Origin of the sequence: Sphaerospermopsis sp. LEGE 08334 (assembly GCF_015207205.1) — a bacterium.
GTDB lineage: Bacteria > Cyanobacteriota > Cyanobacteriia > Cyanobacteriales > Nostocaceae > Sphaerospermopsis.
This window is the reverse complement of the sequence record NZ_JADEXH010000002.1, coordinates 21,996-47,494: the sequence shown is the minus strand read 5'-3', so window position 1 is coordinate 47,494 and position 25,499 is coordinate 21,996. Positions and strand designations below refer to the sequence as shown.

The window sequence follows — 25,499 nt, the reverse complement described above, 5'->3', positions numbered from 1 at the left end:
TTTTTTTACTTCCCTTCGTGTCTTCGTGTCTTCGTGGTTAATTTTTATTTTTTGTCCTGTTCTTGTCTGTGTCACCTGCTAAGTGAGTGCTGAGAATTCAGTTTTGAATGTTGAACTAAAAACTATGTCCATTCAACACTCATCAATTAACTCAGCACTCAACAGTTGGTACTCAAGACTACTTAGTTAAAGTCAGGGTACGGCGTTTAGTTACCATTTGGTAAGCTTCGATGATATCATTTTCAGCCCAGTCATGGAACTTATCAATACCAATACCACATTCATAACCAGAGTTGACCTCGCGCACATCTTCTTTCATCCGTTTGAGGGAATCAAGAATACCTTCGTAGATCACCTTACTGCCGCGACGAACTCGCACTTTACAGTTACGAACCAGTTTTCCAGATTGTACATAACAACCAGCAACTGCGCCACGACCGACTGGGAAGACAGCACGGACTTCTGTTTGTCCTAAAGGTTCTTCTACTAACTCTGGTTCTAGCAGACCTTCCAAAGCTCCTTGGATATCTTCTAGCAGTTTGTAGATGATGTTGTATTCCCGCACATCCACACCTGCTTCATCGGCAGCTTGTCTAGCACCACTAGCGTAGGTAGTGTTGAAACCAATGATGACAGCGTTACTAGCCGCAGCTAAGTCGATATCTGTTTCTGTAATTTCTCCAGCAGTAGCCAACAACATCCGAATTTGTACTTCGTTTTGAGGTATTTGCTTGAGAGAGCCAATAATAGCTTCTACAGAACCTTGGACATCGCCTTTGAGGATCAAGTTGAGTTCTTTCAACTCGCCTTCTTGAGCTTGAGCCGATAAGGTTGTGAGGGTAACTCGTCCTTGTAACAAACGAGATTGACGTTGTTTGTCGGCTCGATCAGCAGCGATCGCTCGTGCTTGTTTTTCATTCTCGAACACTTCAAACTCATCACCTGCTGCCGGTACATCGCTTAAACCTAGTACCTCAACCGCACAGGAGGGAGTAGCAGCTTCTACACGCTTACCTCGATCATCTACCATTGCCCGGACTTTACCAAATGCCGATCCCGCAACTAGCATATCTCCCACTTGGAGAGTACCGTTTTGAATCAACAAGGTAGCAACCGCACCCTTAGCTTTATCTAAGTGAGCTTCTATGACTGTTCCCTTAGCCACACGATTGGGGTTAGCGGAAAGTTCTCCAACTTCTGCCACCAAGAGAACCATTTCTAGGAGTGTATCCAGGTTTTCGCCCCTGATCGCACTCACAGGAACCATAATTGTCTCACCACCCCAGTCTTCTGCGGTTAAACCATAATTGGTCAGTTCTTGTTTAACCCGCTCTGGTTGTGCGCCTTCTTTGTCAATCTTGTTAATAGCGACAACAATCGGTACACCTGCCGCTTGAGCATGGCTAATCGCTTCCACTGTTTGCGGACGTACACCGTCATCTGCGGCTACAACCAAAATCGCAATATCTGTCACCCGCGCACCTCTAGCCCGCATTGCTGTGAAAGCTTCGTGACCAGGAGTATCTAGGAAGACAATCTGTTGTTGCTTACCATCATGTTCTACATCAACATGGTATGCGCCGATATGCTGGGTAATACCACCTGCTTCACCCGCCGCCACTTTAGTTTTGCGGATGGAGTCCAGTAGAGTAGTTTTACCGTGGTCTACGTGACCCATAATTGTCACCACGGGAGGACGACGAATCAGATGCTCCAGATCCTCAATGTCAATCATTTCTGTGACTTTGCGGGCTTCTGCTTCTGGTTCAGCCGTTTCCACTTCTACCTCTAGTTCTTTAGATACTAGGGTAATGGTGGGAATATCCAGATTTTGGGTGATACTTACCGCCATGCCTTTCATAAACAGGATTTTCACAATCTCTGTATCGGCAATCACCAAAGCATCAGCCAACTCTTGTACTGTCATTGGTCCTGTGACAACCAGTTTTTCTGGACGCTCACGCTTAACTTCTACTTCCTGCTGACGGCGATTTTGGTCGCGTTGGGAACCAGACTTTTTATTTTTGGTGGGTGCAGACACTGCCAACGTTGGTTGCTGTGCAGGTCGAGCAGCCTTGGGCTTGGGTGGACGAGCTATAGACAGGCTGACTTGGACTGCGGCTGGAATTTCCAGACCTTCTTCATCCAGTAAGTCCTCTTCTTCAAAATCATCATCGAGGATGGGTTTAACTCGCTTGCCTTTAGGTCCAACCTTGGCTTTCTCTTTGATTTCGTCAATTATTTCTTCTTCTTGCCACTTCTTCCCACCTTTAGATAGGCGTGGTGGTGTTGGCCGTTTCAAATCCAGCAAAGCTGGTGCGATCGGCTCTTCCACCAATGCCTCTTTTTTACCTCCTCCTGACATTGGTTTGGGTGGAGTGGCTACAGGCATGGCGGCTACAGGTTCAGCAGGACGTGTTGGCCTGCTGGGTCGTTGCACATCAGTTGATGGTGTGGGTGCAGATTTACTTCCCCTGTGTTCTGGTTTCACAGGTGATGGAGTTGATCGACCCTGTTTTTGTGGTGTCTGCTCTGCTGTTCCTTTGTTGCCCCTGGGTTTTGAGTGTTCTCTTTCTTCTTCACGCCGTTGCTGACGATCGCGTTTGAGAATTGGTTTTTCCGCAGGAGATAGCTGTTCTGTGGCAGAGGCTTTTTCTTCCACAGGCCTTGCTGGTGGAGCAACCAGTTGCGGTTTTTGGGGTTTTTCCGGTTTGGGTCGATGACCAGACGGTTTTTCTGGTTTTTCCGGTTTTTCCGCTTTTATTTTTTCTGGGACTGCTTGGACATTGGGTTTATGATCTGTTTCTGCCACAGGTTTCTGTGGTGTCTCAGATTGATTCCGGGGTACAGGTCGAGTTGGTGCCGTCGGTTTCATGGGTGAGACTGGTGTAGCGAAAGGCCGTGGAGGTGATGGAGAATTAGCTGTAACTTCGCCATGTACACTATCAGACGAAGCAACTTGGCTATTGGTAGCAACTGACGCTTCTGAGGCGTTGGAGGTAGTGTTTCTCAAGATTTTGGGTTTGCGAATTTCCAAAATTTGTTGTTTATGGGGTGCAGCAGGTCGGTTTCGGGAGCCAGTTTTTTGTGAATTTGGTTTATGGCTGTTTGTACCTAATTCCTTTTTGGGCATGACACTCGTGGCTGGGAGTTTTTCCGCAGCCTGTCGAATTTGTTCTGCCTCTGTTTCTGAAATCGTGCTGCTATGGCTTTTGACCGCGATGTTGAGCTGGTCGCAAATTGCTAATAGCTCTTTGTTATCCAAATTCAATTCCTTTGATAATTCGTAGATTCTAACTTTGCCGTTGTTCATCCACTCTTTCCCCTTTAATTTACAGTTTTAACGGATGGTTGCCTGGTTTGCGACATCTCCATCCTTTGATCACTGTTTTTTAGGTTGCCCTTGGTGATGTTGCCGGTGCCTCCAATAATTAGGAAAGAGAGATGTTTCGGTTTAATACTGGCATCCCCACCGGGAATGATGGTTGACTGGACCCCATAAAATTTTTCTCAATAAAAAATTTTTTTGGGCATCCTTGATGCCGAACTGCGCTTTAACGCTACCAGGTTGCCATTTTTTAGGTTTTTGTTTTGCTGATTCTGAGTCTTCCACAACACAATCGAGTAAAACTTGTTGGGAGTATTGCTTCGTCTCTCTCCATTTTTAGAGAGCCACTTGCCTTTTACACCCATTTACTATTTTGGCACTAATCCGATACAAAAAAGCTAACTAATGCTAACAAGCTTTGATGCTTTTCCTTCCTGCTTCCTCAGTTCGACTACTCTCACTGAACTCCTAGAAGTGTCGGCACTATCTAGTCCACAGGCTTTCAGATTGGGTCTATCTCACCCTACTATTAAGTATTTAGGCTTGGTTCTCACCTAAAATACCTATCAATAATAGCATTTTCTTGTCTGCCCTGTCTGCTGACTCTCAGGCGACAGGATTTTTAGTATTCTCAATTCTCAAGTTTTTTTGTCCATGAGTAGACATAAATCTTGATCAAATGTGAGCATTTGTTAGCTTTTTTTAGGAAAACACTAACTAGCTTTTAAACTTTGTCTGACACAGCCTCTCTGGTATTTAAACCTTTGATCTGGCCGGAAATCAGGCAGTAGACTACCTTGGGCAAACCAGAATATTTAGTTTAATTAAATTTGATTTGGGGGATTGCGTTCACTAAGTCGCTGCCACAATGTTTGATACAGTGTTTCTGGCACTGTTCCATGTAGCGATCGCCCTAATCTATTTTTTTTCTGTGCTGCTTGTAGGCAGTCAGCTTGCGGGCAAATATAGGCAGAACGCCCCATGCCCTGATCTAATTGTACCTTCCTAGATGGAAAGACGCGGACAATCCGCCAAAACTCTTGTTTTTGTCCTACCCGGCGACAACTAATACAACGCCGATAGTTTGGTTTCATCGGGTTTTTGTTCAGTCTGGTGAGCAGTTTTTACTTGCTTCAGATACTTACCTCAGGTTTGTTTTTGTTAATTTTCACACTTGCTAAATGTCTTCTAGTTTACCGTGAACTGTTGATAGTGAACAGACTATTGTCAAAAAACATTTGAGAATTAATCTGTCTCTTCCTCGTTAGTTTCAAAATTATCATTCTCTAATTCTAATTTGTCCTGATATTCATCTTCTAGTTGTTCCATCTCGGTTTCATCATTTTCTGCCTGATAGTTTGCTCTCACAGCTGCAAATTTCGCATCTTCTGCGGCATAGTCATATTTAGCTTGATCTTTAATGTCAATTTTCCAGCCTGTCAGTCTGGCTGCTAATCTCACGTTTTGTCCTTCTTTCCCAATAGCTAAACTCAGTTGATCTTCTGCTACTAAAACGTGGGTTTGCCGACTTTCGGGGTCCATTAAGCGCACTTCATCAACTCTGGCAGGACTCAAGGCGTTGGCAATGTAAGTTGCTGGATCTGGAGACCAGCGAATTACATCTATTTTTTCACCCCGCAATTCATTGACTACTACTTGAATTCGTGATCCCCTCGCGCCAATACAAGCTCCAACTGGGTCTACATCTCGATCCAGGGTATCTACTGCTATTTTAGTCCGTGGACCGACATAACGGGAAGGAGGATTTGCTTCTCTAGCTACTGCCACTATTCGCACTACTTCGTCTTCAATTTCTGGGACTTCGTTGGCAAATAAATAAACTACTAACCCAGCATCAGCACGAGATACTAGTAACTGTGGACCCCTTTGTTGTCCTTGGGAAACTTTTTTTAGATATACCTTAAAGGTGGTATTGGAACGGTATGTATCATTGGGTAGTTGTTCCCTTTTTGGTAATTCTGCTTCTACTTCGGGCTGACCAAAACCGCTGCTAACTGCCAAAATTACTGATTGTCTTTCAAATCTTAAAACTCTCGCTTGTAAAACGGTACTTTCTAAATCTTGAAATTCTTCTTGCACCATTTGACGTTGTTGATCCCGCAATTTCTGTGCCAGCACTTGTTTAGTTTGCATGGCTGCCATGCGTCCAAATTCTCCTTGATCTGGGGTGACATCTAAGACCACAGAATCACCTGATTGGGCTTCTGGCGCAACTTGTTGTACTTCATCTAAGGAAATTTGATGATCTGAATTAGTCACTTCTTCGACTATTGTTTTGGTAGAAAGAACTCGAAATCCTTCTCCTTCAATATCAAGTTCTACTTCAAAATTATCAAAATAATTTTCATCAAATTGTCGGCGCTCTAAATTTTGGGCGCGGCGATAACGTTCGTAACCTTTAAGTAATGCTTCTCTAATAGATGATTGCACTGCTAAACGTGGTAAATTTCGCTCGCGGCTAATGCTTTCAATTAAATCTTTTAATCCCGGTAAAGTAACCATTGACATAAGCAACATCTCCTTAATTTTTAAATTTTTATGTCAGCAACCAGCAATTTTTTGTATTTTAAATCTGGGATTTTAGATTTTTATCTAAAACCCTGAATCTAAAACCCTGCATCTAAAATCTCAATTTTAGTTAACTGCCCTCATCGAGTTGCACGCTGGTAACGAGGGAACGGGGTATCTGTACTACACGACCTTTTTGGTTTAAGTAAATTTTTGTTTCATCCCGGCGCATCAAGTTACCAATCCACTCTTGTTTTCCTTCGTAGGGTTCAGAAGTGGAGATCACCACGGGAAATCCTTTAAAGGAAATAAACTCCCTGTCTGTGTTCAATTGTCGGGAAATTCCAGGACTGGAGACTTCCAATACGTAAGCATCTGGAATCATCTCTGTCGCGTCTAAGGAGGCTTCTAAAGCACGGCTCATTCGTTCGCAATCGTCTAAACCAGTGTCCTGTTGAGGGTTACGGATATCTACCCGCAAAACTGGTGGACGTTGGTTGGTATGAAAAACTATGCCAACTACTTCCAAACCCAGTTCTTCTGCTACTGGTTTCGCCAATTCAATAATTTGTGGAACTAAAGGATGAGTCATGGGAAAATTCAATAAAAAAAGTGGGCTTCTACCCACTTCCGGCGATAGGGATATCTTCCAAGAAGTCTTGTGACGAACCTGTATTGGTTCGCCCCTAACATGAGTGTAGCGTATTTTTTTCGTTAGTCATTAGTGATTGGTGACTGGTGATTGGTGATTGGGTTATTAATTTACCTATACACCCATACACCCATAAACCTATACACCTATACACTTCTACATTCTAAATCTTTTATCAATAACTGTGGGAACAGTAGCTTGCGATCGCATCCTTCTTGTTTGCTCGATAATTTGCTCAATATCTTCTTGGGATAGACGTTGAACATAATTAATTTTTACTTCTTCTAAAAAGTCATTGAGCAAACTTTGAATTTCTAAAATTACGTGCTTTTCCTGAATTTCTCCCCCTAAAACCGTAGTAAATTTTTCCACTAACTGACTAGAAAGTTGGGCTGCAACTGGATCTTTAAAGGCGCTAACCAAGGCAAGATATAAGTTTGTGGTGATTTGATTGGCCAATTTTTCACTTAGCTGATTTTGTGCCTGTCCTACTCCTGGCAGCATGAGCAGGTTACGATAAACAGGTACTTGCCCAAAAGCAAGTTCGATATTGTGCCGCAAAATGGCATTCATTTCTGGTTGGATTTTTGGTAAGACTTGATTAACGATGGTTTGTATTAACAGTCCTGAAAGTGCTTCTACTTCGTTAATATTATTAATATCAATGTAGGCACGCTCTTTTTCCGGTTGTAATAACCACCTGGTAATATCACCGCGCTGTATTGAAACCTGCATTTGGTTAATTACCCGCACTACTACAATTTCTGTGATTTCTTCGGCAAAATTGGCTACTATACCTTGGTGAATTTGCCTTCTCACTAAATGTAGATCAATTAACCCGGCTTGATCTAGACGAACTAATACTGGTAAAACTCGCAACCAACGCCAAAAGGGAATTACTAACAATAGGTCATACCAACGCCATAAAATCGCTTCTAACCAGCTTAAATGGCGATTTTGACGTTTTATATAAAAAGTACGTAATAGCAATTCTAAGCCAAAGATCACGACAAACGGTAAATCAATTAACCAAAAATCATCTATAAATTCGCCATTTTCGCCTATTTTGCGGTAATAGTTAGCAGCAATCCCAGGACGAATTTGCTGGTTAAAAAAATTAATTTCTTGTATCCAACCCCGTTTAGATAAATTTTCTGCACTCCAAAAAGTATCAAAGGCGCGTTTTGCTGATTCTTGGCCGATGTGTTCCCGCATCCGATTTTTAATTTTTTCCAGAGTTCCACTTTTACCCGCACTTGCAAAGGGATTACTATCAATTATCTCGTTGCTCAAACGGCTGATTTCTGCTAACTTGGTTTTTACTTGAGGGGAGTTTAATCCGGTTTGGCTAACTTGTGCTTCTAAAGCAGCTACTGTTTCTAGATAATTTTTCGTGTCTCGATGGGGTTCAATACCTTTAATCGGGTCATAAATCTGGGTGATTTGGGGAACTCTTCGCAAGTAAAAATCCCGCCAAGGCACGTAACTCAAATCAAACACTACTAACCCTAAGTTAACACTGGCTGCGATCGCCATTAACTTTTCCAACCATAGATTAGCTTGTTTTCGAGGTTTTAATTTATTCATTATTAGTTAATTTTTATACTCAATATTAAGTCTTTCTCTTCTTTAGTTTAATATATTGCTTAATTATCTCCTTCTTGAGTACAATTTCTGTATAATGTCTGTACTTAATCAAGGGGTCATGTAAAAAACTAGTATATATTTTGACAAATATGTGTTGTCTAATAAGTATATGAACATTTTTATTGTAATAAATAGTGAGGTAGATACCAAATACACGATTTACTTCAAAAAGTATCTTTTGCAAATGGGTGTAAGGTTTTAGGTTTTTATGTAGCTCATATTTTTGGTTTTTACAGCAGTTTTCATGTCTTTAGACCACAGTAAGGGCGAAGTATTTGGATGATAGTCTTAGGTAAAAACCGATAATTAATTGTCCGAATGCTTCGCCCCTACATTGTTGACGCGAAACTTAAATCAAAATGTGGTTTATTTACCTGAAAATAGCTGTAATCTGATGATTAGCCGTAACATTACAACAGTTAAAATTACCACATTTCCACTAAAAATCAAACAATAACAAATAGGAAAAATCTGTTGATATGTCAAACTTCCAAAAAAATGATCTGCCAACTTTATTAGTTACAGGTGGCGCAGGATTTATAGGAGCTAACTTTGTTCTCCAAGCTAGAAAAAATCAATGGGCTAATATCATTAATTTAGATAAACTGACTTATGCTAGTAATCTACAAAATTTAGCTGAATTACAAGATGATCCCAATTATGCTTTTATTCAAGGAGATATTGGTAACTTTGAATTAGTCAGTTATTTGTTAGAAAAATATCAACCAGATGCAGTAATCAACTTTGCTGCGGAAACTCATGTAGATCGTTCAATTATCACTCCCATTAATTTTATTCAAACTAACGTAATGGGAACATTCCATTTATTAGAAGCAAGTAAAGTTTATTGGCAAAACTTAAAATCAGAAAAACAAGAAAAATTCCGATTTTTGCATATATCTACCGATGAAGTTTATGGTTCTTTAAATCCAGATGATCCAGCTTTTCGAGAAGATACACCTTATGCACCAAATAGTCCTTATGCAGCTTCTAAAGCTAGTGCAGATCATTTAGTTAGATCCTACTATCACACCTATAATTTACCTACTTTAACTACTAATTGTTCTAATAATTATGGACCGTTACAGTTTCCTGAAAAACTGATTCCTTTGATGATACTTAATGCTTTAAATAAGAAACCTTTACCTATTTATGGTGATGGTCAAAATGTGAGAGATTGGTTATATGTAGGTGATCACTGTGATGCTATTTATTTGGTTTTAAAAGAAGGTAAAATCGGTGAAAGTTATAACGTGGGTGGATTAAATGAACAAACTAACTTAGTAGTTGTGAATAAAATTTGTGAGATTTTAGAGAAGTTAGCGCCGAAAGATAATTTTCAATATTCTTCATTAATTACCTTTATTAAAGATCGTCCTGGACATGATCGCCGCTATGCAATTGATTGTAGTAAAATCACAAAAGAATTAGGTTGGCAACCCAAGGAAAATTTTGATAGTGGTTTATTGAAAACTGTGCAATGGTATCTTGACAATTCAGCTTGGATAGAATCTATTTTTACAGGAGAATATAAAAACTGGATTCAGAAAAATTACGAAAGTCGTTAAAGGAGTAGGGGTAATTCATGAATTACCCCTACTTCCGTTTTATTTTGCGTAAGTCCTGGATTTATTTAGTAATAATTAATTCGCTGTATAAGGAAGATAAAATGAAGGGTATTATTCTCGCAGGTGGTTCTGGTACAAGACTTTATCCCTTAACTCAAGTTGTCAGTAAACAATTAATGTCGGTTTATGACAAACCGATGATTTATTATCCTTTATCGGTGTTGATGTTAGCTGGAATTAGAGAAATTTTAATTATTTCCACACCCACAGATTTACCTCTTTTTCAAAAATTACTAAAAGATGGTAGTCAATGGGGTTTAAAGTTTAGTTATGTGGAACAACCAAAACCAGAAGGTTTAGCACAAGCTTTTATTTTGGGGAAAGATTTTATCAAAAATGATTCAGTGTGTTTAATTTTGGGAGATAATATTTTTTATGGTCATGGTTTCACAGAAGTTTTAACCCGTGCTGCTCAATTGCAAAATGGAGGTTTAGTTTTTGGTTATAAAGTCACTAACCCGGAAAGTTATGGTGTGATTGAATTTGATAATATGGGTAAAGCAATTAGTATTGAGGAAAAACCAAAAGTTCCTAAATCAAAATATGCAGTACCGGGAATTTATTTTTATGATTCCCAAGTTACAGAAATTGCTGCTAATTTGAAACCTTCTACACGGGGTGAGCTAGAAATTACTGATGTGAATTTAGCTTATTTAAAGCAAGATCAATTAAAGGTAGAAATTTTAGGAAGAGGATATGCTTGGTTAGATACAGGTACACATGAATCTTTACATCAAGCTAGTAATTTTATCCAAACTTTAGAACAAAGACAGGGATTGAAAATAGCTTGTATTGAAGAAATTGCCTATTATCAAGGTTATATTGATACTCAACAACTTAGTTATTTGGTTGAATCTATGGGTAAAAGTAGTTATGGTCTTTATTTAAGACGAATTTTAGAAGATGAAATTACTTTTAATTGAGAAAACCTCAGTATTCAGCTATCAGTAATCAGTAATCAGCTATGATCTAGAGTTAGTTAATAAGGATATAAGGTTTGAAATACACAAGAGGATGATTTGATGAAGATTATAAACACAGAAATTCCTGATGTCTTATTAATTGAACCTAAAGTTTTTGGAGATGAAAGGGGGTTTTTTTATGAAAGTTTTAATGAAAGAATTTTTTTAGACAAAACCGGAATATTACATCATTTTGTCCAAGATAATCACTCTCGCTCTCGTAAAAATGTGTTGCGAGGTTTGCATTATCAAATTCAGCAACCACAAGGAAAATTAGTCAGGGTTGTAGTTGGTGAAGTTTTTGATGTTACTGTTGATTTGCGAAAAAGTTCTACTACTTTTGGACAATGGGTGGGTGTGCATTTATCAGCAGAAAATAAACATCAATTGTGGATACCACCGGGTTTTGCTCATGGTTTTTTAGTGTTATCTGAATATGCAGATTTTCTGTATAAAACCACTGATTATTATGCACCAGAATATGACCGCACTATTTTATGGAATGATCCAGATTTAGCGATTTCTTGGCCGATAGAAAAAGATGAACCAATTGTGTCTGCAAAGGATAAAGTAGGTAAGTTATTTTTAGAAGCGGAGGTTTATCAATGAAAATTTTATTAACGGGTGTTTCTGGCCAGGTAGGTTGGGAATTACAACGTACTTTAATGACTATGGGTGATGTGATTTCTGTGGGAAGAAATCAATTAGATTTAGCACAACCAGATACAATTAGTGCTACAATTAGGGATATAAAACCAGATTTAATTGTCAATCCTGCTGCTTATACTGCGGTGGATAAAGCAGAATCAGAACCGGATTTAGCAATGTCGATTAATGGTGTTGCACCTGGTATTATAGCTGAAGAAGCTAAACGTTTGGGGTCAGCTATAATTCACTATTCTACTGATTATGTTTTTGATGGTAATAACAGTCTTTCTTATCAAGAAGATGAACTCAAAAATCCCCAAAATGTCTATGGTAAAACTAAGTTAGCGGGTGAGGAAGCAATTACATCTGTGGGTGTTAATCATATTATTTTCCGTACTAGCTGGGTTTATGGTTTGCGTGGTAAAAACTTCTTATTAACGATGCAAAGATTAGCAAAAGAAAGAGAAGAAATTAAAGTAGTTGATGATCAAATTGGCGCTCCGACTTGGAGTAGAATGATTGCAGAAATTACAGCGCAAGTTATTACTCAAGGTCAAAATAACCTAACTGATTTTTTTACTCATAAAGGAGGAATATATAATTTATCTCCTAGTGGTAAAACTAGCTGGTATGGTTTTGCGAAGGCAATTTTAAAAGATGATTTTCCCAATAATGAACGTAAATTAAAACGGTTAATTGCTATTACTACCCCAGAATATCCTACCCCTGCGAGTAGACCAGCTTTTTCTTTATTGGATAATCAAAAATTGTCTGATACTTTTGGGTTAAAAATGCCAGAATGGGATCAAGTTTTAAAATTAGTTCTTGACAGGTGACAGGTGACAGTATCAAAAGTCAGATCCCGGAGTTTTTTAAGAAGTCGGGGATCCAGGGGAAACGCATCTTATCAATAAGGGCGATTCAATCTCAATAACGACCAAAATATTCGCATTAACGACCACTTATTGACAATATTTTAGTCCATCACCATGATCCTGAAAAAATCAATCAAACGATAAATAGGGATTTATTGGTCTATACATTAAAACGGTATTTTGTCAATAAGATTTAGATGCGTTTCCCCTGGTCGGGGATCTTCTTCTTGACTTTATTTCTCTGCGTCCTCTGCGTCTCTGCGGTTAGTTTAATAAAAGTTAAACGCAGATGGGGAGTGATTATGTTTTTTTATTCATTCTCATCTTTTTCATCTGTTTCTAAATCAATATCTTCCAAAGATTGATGAGGAATAGCGGCAATAATCGCATCTATGACTTTAGAAACTTGTAAAATTTCTATGTTTAAATCAGGAAACTTTTGACCTTTGGGTATTATCGCTCGTTTAAACCCTAATTTTGCTGCTTCTTTTAATCTCAGTTCCATTTGGGACACCGATCGCACTTGTCCCCCTAAACCTACTTCCCCTATTAATACTGTTTCGGGATCAACTATTCTATCTCGAAAACTGGCGACAATGGCGATCGCAATCCCTAAGTCTACCGCAGGTTCTTCTACATTCAAACCCCCCGCAGATGCAACGTAGGAATCTAATTTTGACATCGGTATCCCTACCCGTTTTTCTAATACTGCCAAAATCTGCACTAAGCGGTTATAATCTATCCCTGTACCTGCTCGACGGGGTGAAGGGTAACTGGTAGGACTTACCAAAGCTTGCAATTCTACTACTATCGGTCTTGTTCCTTCACAAGCTACTACAATAGCTGTACCCGGTGCGGGGTCGTCGCGGTTTCCCAGAAATAATTCTGAAGGATTGGGTACTTCCCTTAATCCATTAGATACCATTTCAAATATACCAATTTCATGGGTAGCTCCGAAACGATTTTTAACAGTTCTTAATAATCTGTGGGAAGCAAAGCGATCGCCTTCAAAATACAAAACCGTATCTACTAAATGTTCTAAAACCCTCGGTCCAGCTATAGTTCCTTCTTTCGTGACATGACCAACAATTAACATTGTAATATCTTCATGTTTTGCCACCTTCATTAAAGCGGCGGTACATTCCCGCACCTGCGCTACTGAACCAGGTGCAGATGTCAAAGCTGGGAAGAATACAGTTTGTATACTATCAATCACAGCTAGATTAGGTTTGAGAGAATCAATTTCCCGCAAAATTTCCTCTAAATCCGTTTCTGGTAAGACATATAAATCAGAACCAATGGTATGATGTTCTATAGTTTCTTCTGTATTTTCCTGTACTTTATCAGTATTTTTAACTTCTTCTTTATTTTCCGCATTTTCTTCAATGACAACATTGATCGGTTTAGACATTCCCAAACGAGAAGCGCGTAATTTTACCTGTTGTCCTGATTCCTCACCAGTAACGTAGAGAATACGGTATCTTTGGGATAATTCGTTAGAAACTTGGAGTAAGAGAGTAGATTTACCAATACCGGGATCACCACCGATGAGAACCATCGAACCAGGGACAACACCGCCACCAAGTACCCGATCTAACTCGCCATAACCGGATTCCCACCGAGCAATTTGGCGATCGCTAATTTGATCGAAAGTCAGAGAAGCCCTTGGTTTAGCGGGTTTACTGCTGCTGGGTTTAATTCCCCCTGGTGCAGCGTGCCAGTTACCTACTCCCCCCCGACTAGGTATATCCACCCCGAAAGGTGTAGCATTCTCTTCCACTAAAGAATCGTAAGTGTCACAATTTGCACACTTGCCGAACCACTGGGAGAACTCGGCTCCGCATTTGCTACATATAAAAATAGTTTTGGGCTTTGCCATGGGTAATTTTTATTTAAGAATCTTAATTTTTGTTTAAGTTTTAGAAAAAACTCAAGTTAAATAATAGTAGTAGTTACAGCTTTTTCAGATTAACTGATGCAATGATATCTTAATATTATGGTAATAAAATTCATAATGTTAAAAATTTAGTTAGGGAGCGTGAAGAAACTTGGAAAGTCATAAAGAAAAAATCCTGGTAGTAGACGACGAAGCAAGCATTAGGCGGATTTTGGAAACACGCCTTTCCATGATTGGCTATGATGTAGTGACAGCAGGTGATGGAGAAGAAGCCTTAGAAACTTTTCACAAATCAGAACCAGACCTGGTAGTTTTGGATGTGATGATGCCAAAGTTAGATGGTTACGGTGTTTGTCAAGAATTACGTAAAGAATCTGATGTTCCCATCATTATGCTAACAGCCTTGGGTGATGTAGCTGATCGGATCACCGGTTTAGAATTGGGTGCGGATGACTACGTAGTTAAACCCTTTTCTCCCAAAGAATTAGAAGCGCGTATTCGCTCAGTTTTACGCAGAGTAGACAAAACCGGAGCAACTGGTATTCCCAGTTCTGGAGTGATTCATGTTGGTAATATCAGAATTGACACCAATAAACGCCAAGTTTACAAAGGTGATGAACGCATCCGCTTAACTGGCATGGAATTTAGCTTATTAGAACTATTAGTAAGTCGTTCAGGAGAAGCTTTTTCCCGTTCCGAAATTTTACAAGAAGTTTGGGGTTACACACCAGAACGCCATGTAGATACCCGTGTAGTAGATGTACATATTTCCCGGTTACGGGCAAAATTAGAAGATGATCCCAGCAACCCAGAATTAATACTTACTGCTAGAGGTACTGGTTATTTATTTCAACGTATTCTGGAAGCAGGGGAAGAGTAATTAGGTGACAGGTGACAGTTATGAGGTGACAGGTGACAGTAGTTTACCAATTACCAATTACCCATTACCCATTACCCATTACCAATTACCAATTACCAATTACCAATTACCAATCACCAATTACCAATCACCAATTACCAATCACCAATTACCAATTACCTATTACCAATGACCAAATCTGATCCTAATCGAGTTTTACGGCGTTTACCCTTGGTAGTTGGGGGTTTAGGTGCTGTTTTGTTGTTTGTCAATCGGTTGTTAACACCAGAACTGACAGACTCTCAAGCGCGGGGGGATGTGTTGGGAGTGATTTTAAGTGCAGTGTTAATTTTAACGGGTTTAATTTGGCAACAAGTCCAACCCAAAACCCCTGATACTGTAGAACTGATTGGAGAAGAGGGTTTTGTGTTAGATCCTGATTTACCAGAAACCGTGAAAACAGAATTAGCTTGGGCATCAAGGTTACTGTTAACTAATACAGTAACGCGATCGCTTGTAGTTTATTACCAAGGTAAGGTTTTGTTACGTCGCGGTATTCTGGGTGCTAAATCAGAAGTTACATCAGGTGCAATATTAAAAAGAGTTTTAGCAACCCAAAAACCAGTTTATTTAGTAGCTTTAAAAGTCTATCCCGGCAAAATTGAATTTGATTATTTACCTGAAAATACCCAAGGTGTAATTTGTCAACCCATTGGTAAAGAAGGTGTGTTAATTTTAGGAGCAAACGCACCTCGCAGTTATACAAAACAAGATGAAAATTGGATTGCGGGAATAGCTGATAAATTAGCTGTTACTCTTGGTAATGGGTGATTGCTGATTGGGAATGATGCTGGAATTGGATGCTAAACTACACCAGCCTGAAAAATCTGATTTGCGGTAAGATTAAATTCAAGAAAAGTTTGAGAAATGATTATATCATTATTTTGAAACTTACTGATTTGATATTCTCCATCAACCAAATTACAAACAGAGATAGTCGGTTGTTTAGGATTACCAATAAAATTACGTCCACCCAAAGCTGCATAATCTATAATCCAATATTCAGAAATCCCCATTTCCTCATAATCAGCATATTTTAAGTAGTAATCATCACGCCAGTTAGTTGATACAATTTCAATCACCAAAGGTATAAAAGCACCTTGACTAACAATAGATTCTTTTTTCCATAATTTTTCATTAACTAAATTTTCACGGTTTAGCACCAACAAATCTGGGAAATAACCAGAATCTTTACCATCTGGTCTAACTATCACTTGGTTAGGAATACCATAAGGTAATCCCAGACGTTTGATTTCAAAGGGAATTTCTACCCCTAGAAAACTTTTAACTTCTTCGTGATCTCCTGTAGGTTGTGCCATTTCAATAATATTGCCATGATGTAATTCATAACGTACCCCGGAATTTTCAGGTAGCCAAGCGACAAATTCCTCAAAGGTGATAACTTTAGATAAGGTTTGAATCATGGCTGTTGAGCATTGCTAAAGATAAGAATATTATAAACTTTTGCATCTTGCCTTTTGCCTATTTACTGTCACCTGTCACCTGTCACCTTCTTTAAAACTATGCAAATTATTTACTGTTTATTAATAGCTTTAATGCTTGTGGGTGTGATTGGTTCTGTAGTTCCTGCAATTCCCGGTAGTAGTTTAATATTAGCCGCTATCATCATCTGGGGAATTGTTAATGGTTCTGTAGCAGTTATTAAAATACCCCTCATTGTTACAGGTATTGTTCTACTTCTGAGTATGGGAGTAGATTTTTTAGCCGGTTACATAGGAGCAAAACAAGCCGGTGCAAGTAAATGGGGACAAATAGGGGCGTTTGTTGGTTTATTTCTGGGATTTTTCGGATTATTGCCAGCTTTACCCTTCGGTGGACCATTGTTGGGAATGTTAATTGGTCCACTTTTAGGGGCAATTATTGGTGAGTTGCTGTATCAAAAAGATTTGGGTAAAGCAGTGAAAGCAGGTATAGGAATTACTGTAGGAACAGTAGTAGGGAATTTACTTCAGGGTGTTCTTGCTGTGGGTGCGGTGGTAGTTTTTATTTGGACTACATGGACACAGGTTTTTGGTGGGTAGTATTTTAACTATGGTTTGCTCTTTTCGCTTCCTTTGCAACCGCTTCTACTTCATCATTAACCAAAGTCTCTAAAATAGCTTTAGCTTCCGCACCACCTAAATTACCCAAAGCCTGAACAACTCTATAACGCACCTGCCAATCTGAATTAGTAGAATAGGTTGCTAAAAGGGGAACTGCATCTGGGTTTCCCAACTCTCCCAGGGAACTAATAGCCGCAGTTTGCACTAAACCATTATCTGAAGCGAGTGCTTGTTTGAGGAGTTCAAAACCCCGTGGATCTCCCAATGCTCCCAAGGTAGCAACAATACTGAATTGTACGAGCCATTCTGGGGTTTGATGATAAAGTTCCTGTAAATCTTCAAAAGCTACCTGTAATTTCAGCGCCCCTAAACAGTCTGCTGCTGCTGCTTGTACATCTGCTTCAGGATCGGTGAGTAGTTCCCGTAATATCTGCAAGGATAAGTCTAAATCCTGTCCTCCCAAGGTGTCCATTTGACTAACGGCAGAATAACGAACACGGGAATTTTTATCACGGATAGCAACTTGTACTAATTCTAAACCGGTTTTAGGTTCGAGTTCGCGGATTTGATTGACTGCACGTAGGCGATCGCCCAAGTTATCAGAACTCAGTAATTCTTTTACAGATTCAACAGATATACTCATTTAATGATCCTATTTTTAATGATCCTATTTTATTAGTCATTGGGCATTGGGTTCTTAATCTTTCCCAGTCCCCAGTCCCCAGTCCCCAGTCACCTACTCAGCGGCCATAGCGCGGATAATATCACCACGAGTCAGAATACCAATAACTTTACCCATACTCTCCAGCACAGGTAAACGATGTACTTTATGTTCTTGGATCATTTTTGCAGCTTCTTTCAGGGACTTATCAGGGGTAATAGTGAGAGGGTTTTTACTCATCACTTCCCCTACAGTTTGTCCTAAAGCTTTATGTAAATCCCGATCATAAGTAGCAGGATTTTGTAAATAAATTACACTATCCAAAAACATGATGTATGCAGGTGGAGTGACACCGGTTTCTTGCCACATCAGGTCTGTTTCGGATATGATGCCCACTAATTTACCTGCATCATTAATCACAGGTAAACCGCTAATACGTTTTTCTGCTAAGATTTGGATAGCTTCTTTTAAAGGAGTTTGAGGATTAACCATAATTGGATTATGGGTCATCACTTCTGCAACGGTTTTAAGCATTTTTTTTACTTACACCTTTTATAAAAGTCTTTTTAATTATTGTAGGTAATTGATGACTAATCAATGAAAACTTTTAATAGATTGTTACTTTTGATGATTGAAAAAAATGCTGAATTTGCTGAATAATCTCTTGTATGATAAAAATTTTTACTTTATTACTATCATAGATTATTGCATAATATTCTACATCAAATTCTGTTTATTAAACATTAATTATTGTTTTGATATTTTCTCAAAGCAGCAATAATTTCTCCATTCGCTTCAGGAAAATCAAAATTATCTAAATCATCCAAACTCACCCAACGCACTTCGGCACATTCAATAGCTTGGGGAATACCTTCTAAATAATAACAATGATGCACTGTCAAAGTTACTCGTAAATGAGGATAAGTGTGATCAATTGTAATCAAATGTTCTCTTACTGCAATTTTAATTCCTAACTCTTCTAAAATTTCCCGTTCTATACATTCTTCTATGGTTTCTCCTGGTTCAATTTTACCTCCAGGAAATTCCCATAAATTAGCCATTGTTCCTGTGGGAAGACGACGATCAATTAATATCTGTTTTTCGTCGTTCCAAATAACAGCAACACCGATAATTTTATGGGGAATATTTGATATTTCTGTGATCATAATTGTAGTAAAATTTAATCATTATATTATAGATCCCCAACTTCTTAAAGAAGTCAGGGATCTGAAAACTACCTAATTTTAACATTTACTTGATAAAAAAACACCAATTATTAAAATTCTCGTATCTTCATTTTGGATTGATCAGAAAATTTATTTAACTGGTGTTAATTGGTTAAATTACTCAGCAACATCACTATTGCTTACTTCTGTTCCTTGTATAGCCATATCAAAGTTCATTCTTTGTTCTGCATTACGAATAAAATAACCACTAATCATTGCAGAAGCTAATAATCTACCTAAATTTTCTCTGCTAGTTGTAATGGTAACACCAAAATGTTCAGAAGGCAGATTTCCCAACAGTCCCACAATATTTCGTTCCATCACTTGAAATACTTCCGCAGAAGTAGGTTTAGATAACTGTGTTACGGTTTCTGGACTTAAAGATTTGACATACTGCCACAATAAGTTGCTATTTTCTGTTTCACCGTTGAAAAATTCTGATACTCGATTAGGTTGGTTACTCACTTTTGATCTCCTTTGCTACAACTACTATCTATGGTAATTGTGACTACAATGATAAATAACCTGTTTTCTATTTAATGACGACGAAAATTTAACTTTGTGTCTATTTCATTCAATGTAACAGGTTATTTCAGTCGGGGGAGTCGGTTTAACCGTACCAAAAGCAGCGTATTATTGCGAATGAGTCTAGGTGACAGTTGACAGGTGACAGTTAAGAGGGAATAGGGAATAGGTATGAAAATTTTAGATTTTAGATTTTAGATTGAAGTTGACAAAAACAATCCAAAATCCAAAATCAATAACTCCTGACTCCTGACTCCTGACTCCTGACTCCTGACTAACTAGCAAGATACTCATTCATGCTATGTTTAGATTTACGAAGTTTTGTTAAGGCTTCTCGTTCAATTTGTCGCACTCGTTCCCGACTAATATTAAGTATTTCACCAATTCGGGCTAATGTCATAGATTGTCCATCTGATAACCCAAACCGTAGTCTAATGACTTCTTTTTGTTGGGGTGTTAGTTCTGACATTATCCGTTCTATGTCGTAAGATAGAGAAGATTGCATCACAAAATCTTCAGGTGATGCACCTGTATCTTCTAACATTTCCCCTAGTTCGGTATCATAATTATCACCTAAACGTAAATCAAGAGACAAGGGTAAACGGGCTTTTTCTAGACACTCCCGCACCTGTTTAGGTGTTAATTGTAATTCTTCAGCTAGTTCAGAAATACTAGGCGCACGTCCCAATTTTTGGGATAATTGCCTTTGGGCTTTCTTAATTTTGTTTAATTTTTCCGTAATATGAATAGGTAGCCTAATAGTGCGGGCTTTTTCCGCTATGGCGCGGGTGATCGCCTGACGTATCCACCAGTACGCATAAGTAGAAAATCTATACCCTTTTGTAGGGTCAAATTTTTCTACACCCCGTTGCATTCCTATACTACCTTCTTGGATTAAGTCAAGTAAATCAACATTACGTTTAATATACTTTTTCGCTACAGACACTACTAAACGCAAATTAGCTTCTACCATTTTCCGTTTAGCAATTTCACCTTCAGCGATCGCTCTATTTAATTCTTTTACTTCTAACTCAGCCGCATTTGCCCACTCTTCTACTGTAGGTTGACGCTCTAACTGAGTAGCAAGATGATCTCTCACCTCATACAAAGCGGTACATCTTTGTACCTGTTTCCCAAAGTGAATTTCTTCCTCATGGGTTAAAAGTGGCACGCGGCCAATTTCTCTTAGGTATGTCCGCACGAGGTCTGTAGGTGTCTGAGCCGTCTTCATGGCGCTACTCTTGGTTGATGTTGGGTTGGTTGGTAGTGTCATTAGCTGATGCCTTGAGAAGATAATACCCAGGTTAACTAGAAAACTATGCTCTGGTTTGCAATTTACATACCCGATCCACTTTGTTTCCGGTATGTCGTCAATTTAGGCTTATTAACTGCTAGACGGTACAGTTATTTACTTGTATTTACAAGTACCTGTAGTTAGAGATCCCATGATCTGTCTAACATTTTTAGTTTAATGTGATTGTTAACAATTGTAACATTTATGAAAAAAGCTTGACTACCGAGTAACTAGAAAATTCCTGGTTACATCAGGTGAGGCTATGTCGTAATTGTACTGAAATATTATAGGAATAGGAGTTCAGCCGTAGTGGCAACCCCCTGTGGTTGCCCTCTTGAGGCATGAGGCAGGAGTTCAGTCGTAGGGGCAACCCCTGTGGTTGCCCTCTTGAAGCAGGAGTCAGGAGTCAGGACGAAAAATGAGAAGCAGATAGTTTCCTCATATTTGTTAAAATATCTCAATATTAACTATAATGATTTGCCTATAATAATTGCTTAATGTTTCGGGACGAGGTGACAGGTGACAGGTGACAGGTGACAGGTGACAGGTGACAGTGAAGAGGTAATAGGTAATAGGTAATAGGTAATAGGGAACAGGGAACAGCAAGAAAGCAAAAGGCAAAAGTTGATTCTCACCAATTACCAGTTACCAATTACCCATTACCCATTACCCATTACCCTATGGGACAATATTCTTGAATGACTTTCACATCAAGGGTGGTGTTTTGCAGGGAACGGATAGCGGCTACTGTTGCCCGCGCACCTGCTATTGTGGTAATAATGGGAATTTTGTAGGCTAAAGCTGTACGGCGGATAAGTTGTCCATCGGTACGGGCTTCTTCCCCTGAAGGTGTGTTAATAATTAACTGAATTTGTTGATTTTTGATCACATCAATCACATTAGGACGACCTTCATGAAGTTTCAGCACTTGCTCAACTTTTAAACCTTGCTCCTTCAAATATTGGCGTGTACCTTGGGTAGCGATAATATGAAAACCCAAGTTGATAAACTCTTTCACCACATCCACAACCAAAGCTTTATCCCGATCGCTCATAGACACAAATACAGTACCTTGGAGGGGTAATTTCTCTCCTGCACCCATTTCCGCTTTAGCAAATGCCCGCCCAAAGTCAGCATCAATACCCATTACTTCCCCAGTGGAACGCATTTCAGGACCTAAGATGGTATCAGTACCGGGGAATTTATTAAAGGGTAAAACCGCTTCCTTCACAGCTATATGAGAGGGAATTACTTCTTGAGTAAAGTTTAATTCCTCTAAAGTCTTACCAGACATAATTAAAGATGCCAACTTAGCCAAAGGTACGCCTGTTGCTTTAGACACAAAGGGAACAGTGCGAGATGCACGGGGGTTAGCTTCTAAAATGTAGACTTGAGGAGAATAGCTATTTGCACCAACTACGGCAAATTGAATATTCATCAAACCCACAACTGATAAAGCTTTTGCCAGTTGTACAGTCCAAGTTCTAATTTGATGAAGGACTGCGGGAGAGAGGGAAATTGAAGGCAGAGAACAAGCAGAATCTCCTGAGTGAATACCCGCTTGTTCAATGTGTTCCATGATGCCACCAATAACGACCCTACCCGTATGATCGGCGATCGCATCTACATCCACTTCAATGGCATTTTCCAAGAACTTATCAATTAAAATCGGATGATCTGGTTCTACCTGCACTGCAAAATTCATATATCTTTCTAACTCTGCATCAGAGTAGACTATTTCCATCGCTCGACCGCCCAAAACGTAACTAGGACGGACTACAACGGGATAACCGATCCGTTTAGCGACAATTAACGCATCTTCATAACTTCTAGCGATACCATTAGGCGGTTGAGCAATATTCAATTCTTGAAGAATCTTTTCAAACCGTTCCCGATTTTCTGCCATATCTATAGAATCAGGAGATGTACCCCAAATTTGGGTATTACTACTGTTCCCTGTTCCCTGTTCCCTGTTCCCTATTTCCTGTAGATATTGTTGTAGAGGAACTGCTAACTTTAACGGGGTTTGGCCACCGAATTGGACGATAATACCTACAGGGTTTTCCGCTTCGATGATGTTGAGTACGTCTTCTTTAGTCAGAGGTTCAAAATAGAGGCGATCGCTAGTATCGTAATCAGTAGAAACCGTTTCCGGGTTAGAGTTCACCATCATGGTTTCAAAACCCGCAGCTTTCAAAGAGTATGCCGCATGACAGCAACAATAATCAAATTCTATCCCCTGACCAATGCGATTTGGACCACCTCCCAAAATCATCACCTTGGGTTTATCAGTGGGTAAAACTTCCGTTTCTTCCTCGTAGGTAGAATAATAATAAGGTGTGAACGCTTCAAACTCCGCAGCGCAAGTATCCACAGTTTTGTAAACGGGGATAACACCTAACTGTTTACGATATGCTCTGACTTCATCTTCCGTGGTTTTCGTACAGTAGGCAATTTGGCGATCGCTAAAACCATTACGCTTGACATCATACATTTGCTCTTTTGTCAACTGCTGTAAAGGAGTGCGTTTTAAGAACTTCTCAAATTCCAGAATTTGCTGTAATTTATCCAAAAACCAGGGATCTATCGCTGTTAGTTCGTAAATTTCCTCATTACTCATACCTAACTGCATCGCATGACGCAAAGCAAAAACTCTCTCTGGGTTAGGAGTACGTAACTGAGCGCGAATTTGTTCCCCACTGGGTAACTTCTCTGGTTTATCCGCACCCCATCCAGCGCGGCCAGTTTCCAAGGACCGCATAGCTTTTTGGAAAGACTCATTAAAAGTTCTTCCTATGGCCATTGCTTCCCCCACAGACTTCATTTGTGTAGTTAACACCGGATCAGAACCAGGGAACTTTTCAAACGCAAACCGGGGAATTTTCGTCACTACATAGTCAATAGTCGGTTCAAAAGAAGCGGGGGTTTTCTTAGTAATATCATTACTAATTTCATCCAAAGTGTAACCCACAGCTAACTTTGCGGCCATCTTTGCGATCGGAAAACCAGTTGCTTTAGAAGCTAACGCAGAACTCCGGGAAACACGGGGGTTCATTTCAATAACTACCACATCCCCATTTACCGGGTTCACCGCAAACTGAATATTAGAACCACCAGTTTCTACACCTATTTCCCGGATAATTTTGATCGCCATATCCCGCAGACGTTGATATTCTTTATCTGTGAGAGTTTGGGCAGGGGCGACTGTGATAGAATCACCTGTATGAATCCCCATCGGATCGAAGTTTTCAATAGAACAGATAATGACAACGTTATCCGCAAGATCCCGCATCACTTCTAGTTCATATTCCTTCCAACCGAGTAAAGACTGATCGATGAGAATTTGAGAAACAGGACTAGCATCAATACCAACCTGTGCCATAACTTCAAATTCTTCTTTATTATAAGCGATACCGCCACCAGTACCACCCATTGTGAAAGCAGGACGAATGATGAGAGGATAAGATCCGATCCGATCTGCGATCGCCTTAGCTTCTTCTAAAGTTGACGCTGTACCACTAGGACAGACATTCACCCCGATCTTATCCATCGCTTCGTTAAACAGTTTCCGATCTTCAGCTTTTTCGATAGCTGGTAACTTCGCACCGATCAATTCGACGTTATACTTTTCTAAAGCACCATTTTTTGCTAAAGCAACTGCAAGATTTAAAGCAGTTTGTCCGCCCATAGTTGGTAAAAGGGCATCAGGACGTTCTTTAGCAATGACTTTTTCTACTATTTCTGGTGTCAGAGGTTCGATATAAGTGCGATCGGCTGTTTCTGGATCAGTCATAATAGTAGCTGGGTTAGAGTTTACCAGCACCACCTCAAAACCCTCTTCCCGTAAAGCTTTACAGGCTTGAGTACCAGAATAGTCAAACTCACAAGCTTGGCCAATGACAATAGGACCAGAACCTAACAGAAGAATTTTGCGGATATCTTGACGACGAGGCATAGTTTTTACTTTAGATCACGAAAATACAAATCTTGACTATTTTAAGGGTCTTTACCCCTAGTCCTTATATTTATTATTAAGTTTTCCAAGTCCTAGTGATTAGGTAAGTTTTTTAACAGTGTAGCCTAATTTTTCGGTTATCTTGAGTAATTTAACGCAGATACACGCAGATAAACGCAGATGTAAAAGAATAGCTGAATAATTCCATTTTCCAGATATTGTGTTTCGCGCAGAGACGCAAAGGAGCAAAGACACAAAGGAAGAAAGTCAAGACTGATCCAAAATCTCTCTTAAAACCTCTTACCTACCCTTCGGGAACACCTTCGGTGAACGTGTCCTTCGTGTCTTCGTGGTTCATTCTTCATGTTTCGCGCAAAGACACAAAGGAAAAAAGTCAAGACTTACCCAAAATCTCTCTTAAACTATCTTACCTCTGATTTATCTGCGCCTCTGCGGTTCATTCTTCCGTAACTTTTGCGTAACTCCTAAATAGTTTGCAACTATTTTGAGATTTGTTCCTGAATATTTGCTTTTGGGGTGAATGTTGATTTTATGATTATCCTATTTTTCGGATTGTTTTTGAGAATTTATAGCTTTCGAGTTAATAAATTTTCCTGAAATTAATTTTCAATAACTGTTAAACATGATTTTTAGTGATATTTTATTCGTAGGGTTAATTCATGAATTACC

Annotated in this window: 21 protein-coding genes; 8 read left to right on the top strand and 13 right to left on the bottom strand. The window is 39.3% G+C overall.

Annotated features, from left to right (window positions below; all coding sequences use genetic code 11):
- Positions 1–178: 178 nt before the first annotated feature.
- The 5 genes from infB to IQ237_RS01310 form a co-directional block, all read right to left on the bottom strand.
- Positions 179–3,313, bottom strand: a complete 3,135-nt coding sequence (gene infB, locus IQ237_RS01330; RefSeq protein WP_194051511.1) for a translation initiation factor IF-2 — start codon at positions 3,311–3,313, stop codon at positions 179–181.
- An 839-nt stretch (positions 3,314–4,152) separates the two neighbouring features.
- Positions 4,153–4,422 (bottom strand): YlxR family protein, encoded by a 270-nt coding sequence (locus IQ237_RS01325; RefSeq protein ID WP_096570286.1) that lies wholly within the window; start codon positions 4,420–4,422, stop codon positions 4,153–4,155.
- Between the two features lie 151 nt (positions 4,423–4,573).
- Positions 4,574–5,857 carry a transcription termination factor NusA gene (nusA, locus tag IQ237_RS01320; protein ID WP_194051509.1) on the bottom strand — a complete coding sequence of 428 codons (1,284 nt, stop codon included), beginning with the start codon at positions 5,855–5,857 and terminating at the stop codon, positions 4,574–4,576.
- A gap of 130 nt (positions 5,858–5,987) precedes the next feature.
- Positions 5,988–6,449 (bottom strand): ribosome maturation factor RimP, encoded by a 462-nt coding sequence (gene rimP / locus IQ237_RS01315; protein WP_194051507.1) that lies wholly within the window; start codon positions 6,447–6,449, stop codon positions 5,988–5,990.
- A 216-nt stretch (positions 6,450–6,665) separates the two neighbouring features.
- Positions 6,666–8,096: a hypothetical protein gene (locus tag IQ237_RS01310; RefSeq protein WP_194051505.1), complete on the bottom strand. Its 1,431-nt coding sequence runs from the start codon at positions 8,094–8,096 to the stop codon at positions 6,666–6,668.
- A 539-nt stretch (positions 8,097–8,635) separates the two neighbouring features.
- On the opposite strand from IQ237_RS01310, the gene rfbB reads away from it, so the two are divergent.
- The 4 genes from rfbB to rfbD all read left to right on the top strand — a co-directional run bounded on the left by rfbB (position 8,636) and on the right by rfbD (position 12,230).
- Positions 8,636–9,724: a dTDP-glucose 4,6-dehydratase gene (gene rfbB, locus IQ237_RS01305; protein WP_194051503.1), complete on the top strand. Its 1,089-nt coding sequence runs from the start codon at positions 8,636–8,638 to the stop codon at positions 9,722–9,724.
- A 101-nt stretch (positions 9,725–9,825) separates the two neighbouring features.
- The gene (gene rfbA, locus IQ237_RS01300; protein ID WP_194051501.1) at positions 9,826–10,707 is read left to right on the top strand and encodes a glucose-1-phosphate thymidylyltransferase RfbA; all 882 of its coding nucleotides are present in this window, start codon (positions 9,826–9,828) and stop codon (positions 10,705–10,707) included.
- 99 nt (positions 10,708–10,806) lie between these two features.
- The gene (rfbC, locus tag IQ237_RS01295; RefSeq protein WP_194051499.1) at positions 10,807–11,355 is read left to right on the top strand and encodes a dTDP-4-dehydrorhamnose 3,5-epimerase; all 549 of its coding nucleotides are present in this window, start codon (positions 10,807–10,809) and stop codon (positions 11,353–11,355) included.
- Positions 11,352–12,230 carry a dTDP-4-dehydrorhamnose reductase gene (gene rfbD, locus IQ237_RS01290; protein ID WP_194051497.1) on the top strand — a complete coding sequence of 293 codons (879 nt, stop codon included), beginning with the start codon at positions 11,352–11,354 and terminating at the stop codon, positions 12,228–12,230. Before rfbC ends, rfbD begins: the two co-directional genes overlap by 4 nt.
- Before the next feature lie 349 nt (positions 12,231–12,579).
- Here the strand turns inward: rfbD and radA are convergent, their stop codons facing one another.
- On the bottom strand, positions 12,580–14,148 hold the full coding sequence (gene radA, locus IQ237_RS01285; RefSeq protein WP_194051495.1) for a DNA repair protein RadA: 1,569 nt from the start codon (positions 14,146–14,148) through the stop codon (positions 12,580–12,582).
- 169 nt (positions 14,149–14,317) lie between these two features.
- On the opposite strand from radA, the gene rpaB reads away from it, so the two are divergent.
- The 3 genes from rpaB to IQ237_RS01270 are packed head-to-tail and all read left to right on the top strand — an operon-like array spanning position 14,318 to position 15,856.
- Positions 14,318–15,046 (top strand): response regulator transcription factor RpaB, encoded by a 729-nt coding sequence (gene rpaB, locus IQ237_RS01280; protein ID WP_194051493.1) that lies wholly within the window; start codon positions 14,318–14,320, stop codon positions 15,044–15,046.
- Between the two features lie 4 nt (positions 15,047–15,050).
- On the top strand, positions 15,051–15,218 hold the full coding sequence (locus IQ237_RS01275; RefSeq protein ID WP_194051491.1) for an alpha/beta hydrolase: 168 nt from the start codon (positions 15,051–15,053) through the stop codon (positions 15,216–15,218).
- Positions 15,215–15,856, top strand: a complete 642-nt coding sequence (locus IQ237_RS01270) for a cofactor assembly of complex C subunit B (RefSeq protein ID WP_194051489.1) — start codon at positions 15,215–15,217, stop codon at positions 15,854–15,856. Before IQ237_RS01275 ends, IQ237_RS01270 begins: the two co-directional genes overlap by 4 nt.
- Positions 15,857–15,888: 32 nt before the next feature.
- On the opposite strand, the gene IQ237_RS01265 is transcribed toward IQ237_RS01270, so the two are convergent.
- Positions 15,889–16,509 (bottom strand): Uma2 family endonuclease, encoded by a 621-nt coding sequence (locus tag IQ237_RS01265; RefSeq protein ID WP_194051487.1) that lies wholly within the window; start codon positions 16,507–16,509, stop codon positions 15,889–15,891.
- A 99-nt stretch (positions 16,510–16,608) separates the two neighbouring features.
- Between IQ237_RS01265 and IQ237_RS01260 the strand changes: the two genes are divergently transcribed.
- Positions 16,609–17,127 (top strand): DUF456 domain-containing protein, encoded by a 519-nt coding sequence (locus tag IQ237_RS01260; RefSeq protein WP_194051485.1) that lies wholly within the window; start codon positions 16,609–16,611, stop codon positions 17,125–17,127.
- Positions 17,128–17,131: 4 nt separating this feature from the next.
- Here the strand turns inward: IQ237_RS01260 and nblB are convergent, their stop codons facing one another.
- From nblB to carB, 6 genes are all read right to left on the bottom strand, one after another.
- Positions 17,132–17,791: a phycobilisome degradation protein NblB gene (nblB, locus tag IQ237_RS01255; RefSeq protein WP_194051483.1), complete on the bottom strand. Its 660-nt coding sequence runs from the start codon at positions 17,789–17,791 to the stop codon at positions 17,132–17,134.
- Positions 17,792–17,884: 93 nt separating this feature from the next.
- Positions 17,885–18,343, bottom strand: a complete 459-nt coding sequence (locus tag IQ237_RS01250) for a CBS domain-containing protein (RefSeq protein ID WP_194051482.1) — start codon at positions 18,341–18,343, stop codon at positions 17,885–17,887.
- A gap of 209 nt (positions 18,344–18,552) precedes the next feature.
- Entirely contained in the window at positions 18,553–18,975 is a 423-nt protein-coding gene (mutT, locus tag IQ237_RS01245; protein ID WP_228019499.1) for an 8-oxo-dGTP diphosphatase MutT, read from the bottom strand.
- Between the two features lie 177 nt (positions 18,976–19,152).
- The gene (locus tag IQ237_RS01240; RefSeq protein WP_194051480.1) at positions 19,153–19,500 is read right to left on the bottom strand and encodes a DUF760 domain-containing protein; all 348 of its coding nucleotides are present in this window, start codon (positions 19,498–19,500) and stop codon (positions 19,153–19,155) included.
- 334 nt (positions 19,501–19,834) lie between these two features.
- Positions 19,835–20,791, bottom strand: coding sequence for an RNA polymerase sigma factor, RpoD/SigA family (locus IQ237_RS01235; RefSeq protein ID WP_194051843.1), 957 nt, complete (start codon positions 20,789–20,791; stop codon positions 19,835–19,837).
- Between the two features lie 736 nt (positions 20,792–21,527).
- Positions 21,528–24,809, bottom strand: a complete 3,282-nt coding sequence (carB, locus tag IQ237_RS01230; protein WP_194051478.1) for a carbamoyl-phosphate synthase large subunit — start codon at positions 24,807–24,809, stop codon at positions 21,528–21,530.
- Positions 24,810–25,499: the final 690 nt, after the last annotated feature.

Coding starts and splice junctions, on each gene's coding strand:
- rfbC (WP_194051499.1), top strand. CDS start 10,807: ATGAAGATTATAAACACAGAAATTCCTGATGTCTTATTAATTGAACCT.
- rfbD (WP_194051497.1), top strand. CDS start 11,352: ATGAAAATTTTATTAACGGGTGTTTCTGGCCAGGTAGGTTGGGAATTA.
- rfbB (WP_194051503.1), top strand. CDS start 8,636: ATGTCAAACTTCCAAAAAAATGATCTGCCAACTTTATTAGTTACAGGT.
- IQ237_RS01265 (WP_194051487.1), bottom strand. CDS start 16,509: ATGATTCAAACCTTATCTAAAGTTATCACCTTTGAGGAATTTGTCGCT.
- IQ237_RS01250 (WP_194051482.1), bottom strand. CDS start 18,343: ATGCTTAAAACCGTTGCAGAAGTGATGACCCATAATCCAATTATGGTT.
- IQ237_RS01235 (WP_194051843.1), bottom strand. CDS start 20,791: ATGAAGACGGCTCAGACACCTACAGACCTCGTGCGGACATACCTAAGA.
- carB (WP_194051478.1), bottom strand. CDS start 24,809: ATGCCTCGTCGTCAAGATATCCGCAAAATTCTTCTGTTAGGTTCTGGT.
- IQ237_RS01325 (WP_096570286.1), bottom strand. CDS start 4,422: ATGAAACCAAACTATCGGCGTTGTATTAGTTGTCGCCGGGTAGGACAA.
- rimP (WP_194051507.1), bottom strand. CDS start 6,449: ATGACTCATCCTTTAGTTCCACAAATTATTGAATTGGCGAAACCAGTA.
- rfbA (WP_194051501.1), top strand. CDS start 9,826: ATGAAGGGTATTATTCTCGCAGGTGGTTCTGGTACAAGACTTTATCCC.
- nblB (WP_194051483.1), bottom strand. CDS start 17,791: ATGAGTATATCTGTTGAATCTGTAAAAGAATTACTGAGTTCTGATAAC.
- mutT (WP_228019499.1), bottom strand. CDS start 18,975: ATGATCACAGAAATATCAAATATTCCCCATAAAATTATCGGTGTTGCT.
- IQ237_RS01310 (WP_194051505.1), bottom strand. CDS start 8,096: ATGAATAAATTAAAACCTCGAAAACAAGCTAATCTATGGTTGGAAAAG.
- infB (WP_194051511.1), bottom strand. CDS start 3,313: ATGAACAACGGCAAAGTTAGAATCTACGAATTATCAAAGGAATTGAAT.
- IQ237_RS01270 (WP_194051489.1), top strand. CDS start 15,215: ATGACCAAATCTGATCCTAATCGAGTTTTACGGCGTTTACCCTTGGTA.
- nusA (WP_194051509.1), bottom strand. CDS start 5,857: ATGTCAATGGTTACTTTACCGGGATTAAAAGATTTAATTGAAAGCATT.
- IQ237_RS01260 (WP_194051485.1), top strand. CDS start 16,609: ATGCAAATTATTTACTGTTTATTAATAGCTTTAATGCTTGTGGGTGTG.
- radA (WP_194051495.1), bottom strand. CDS start 14,148: ATGGCAAAGCCCAAAACTATTTTTATATGTAGCAAATGCGGAGCCGAG.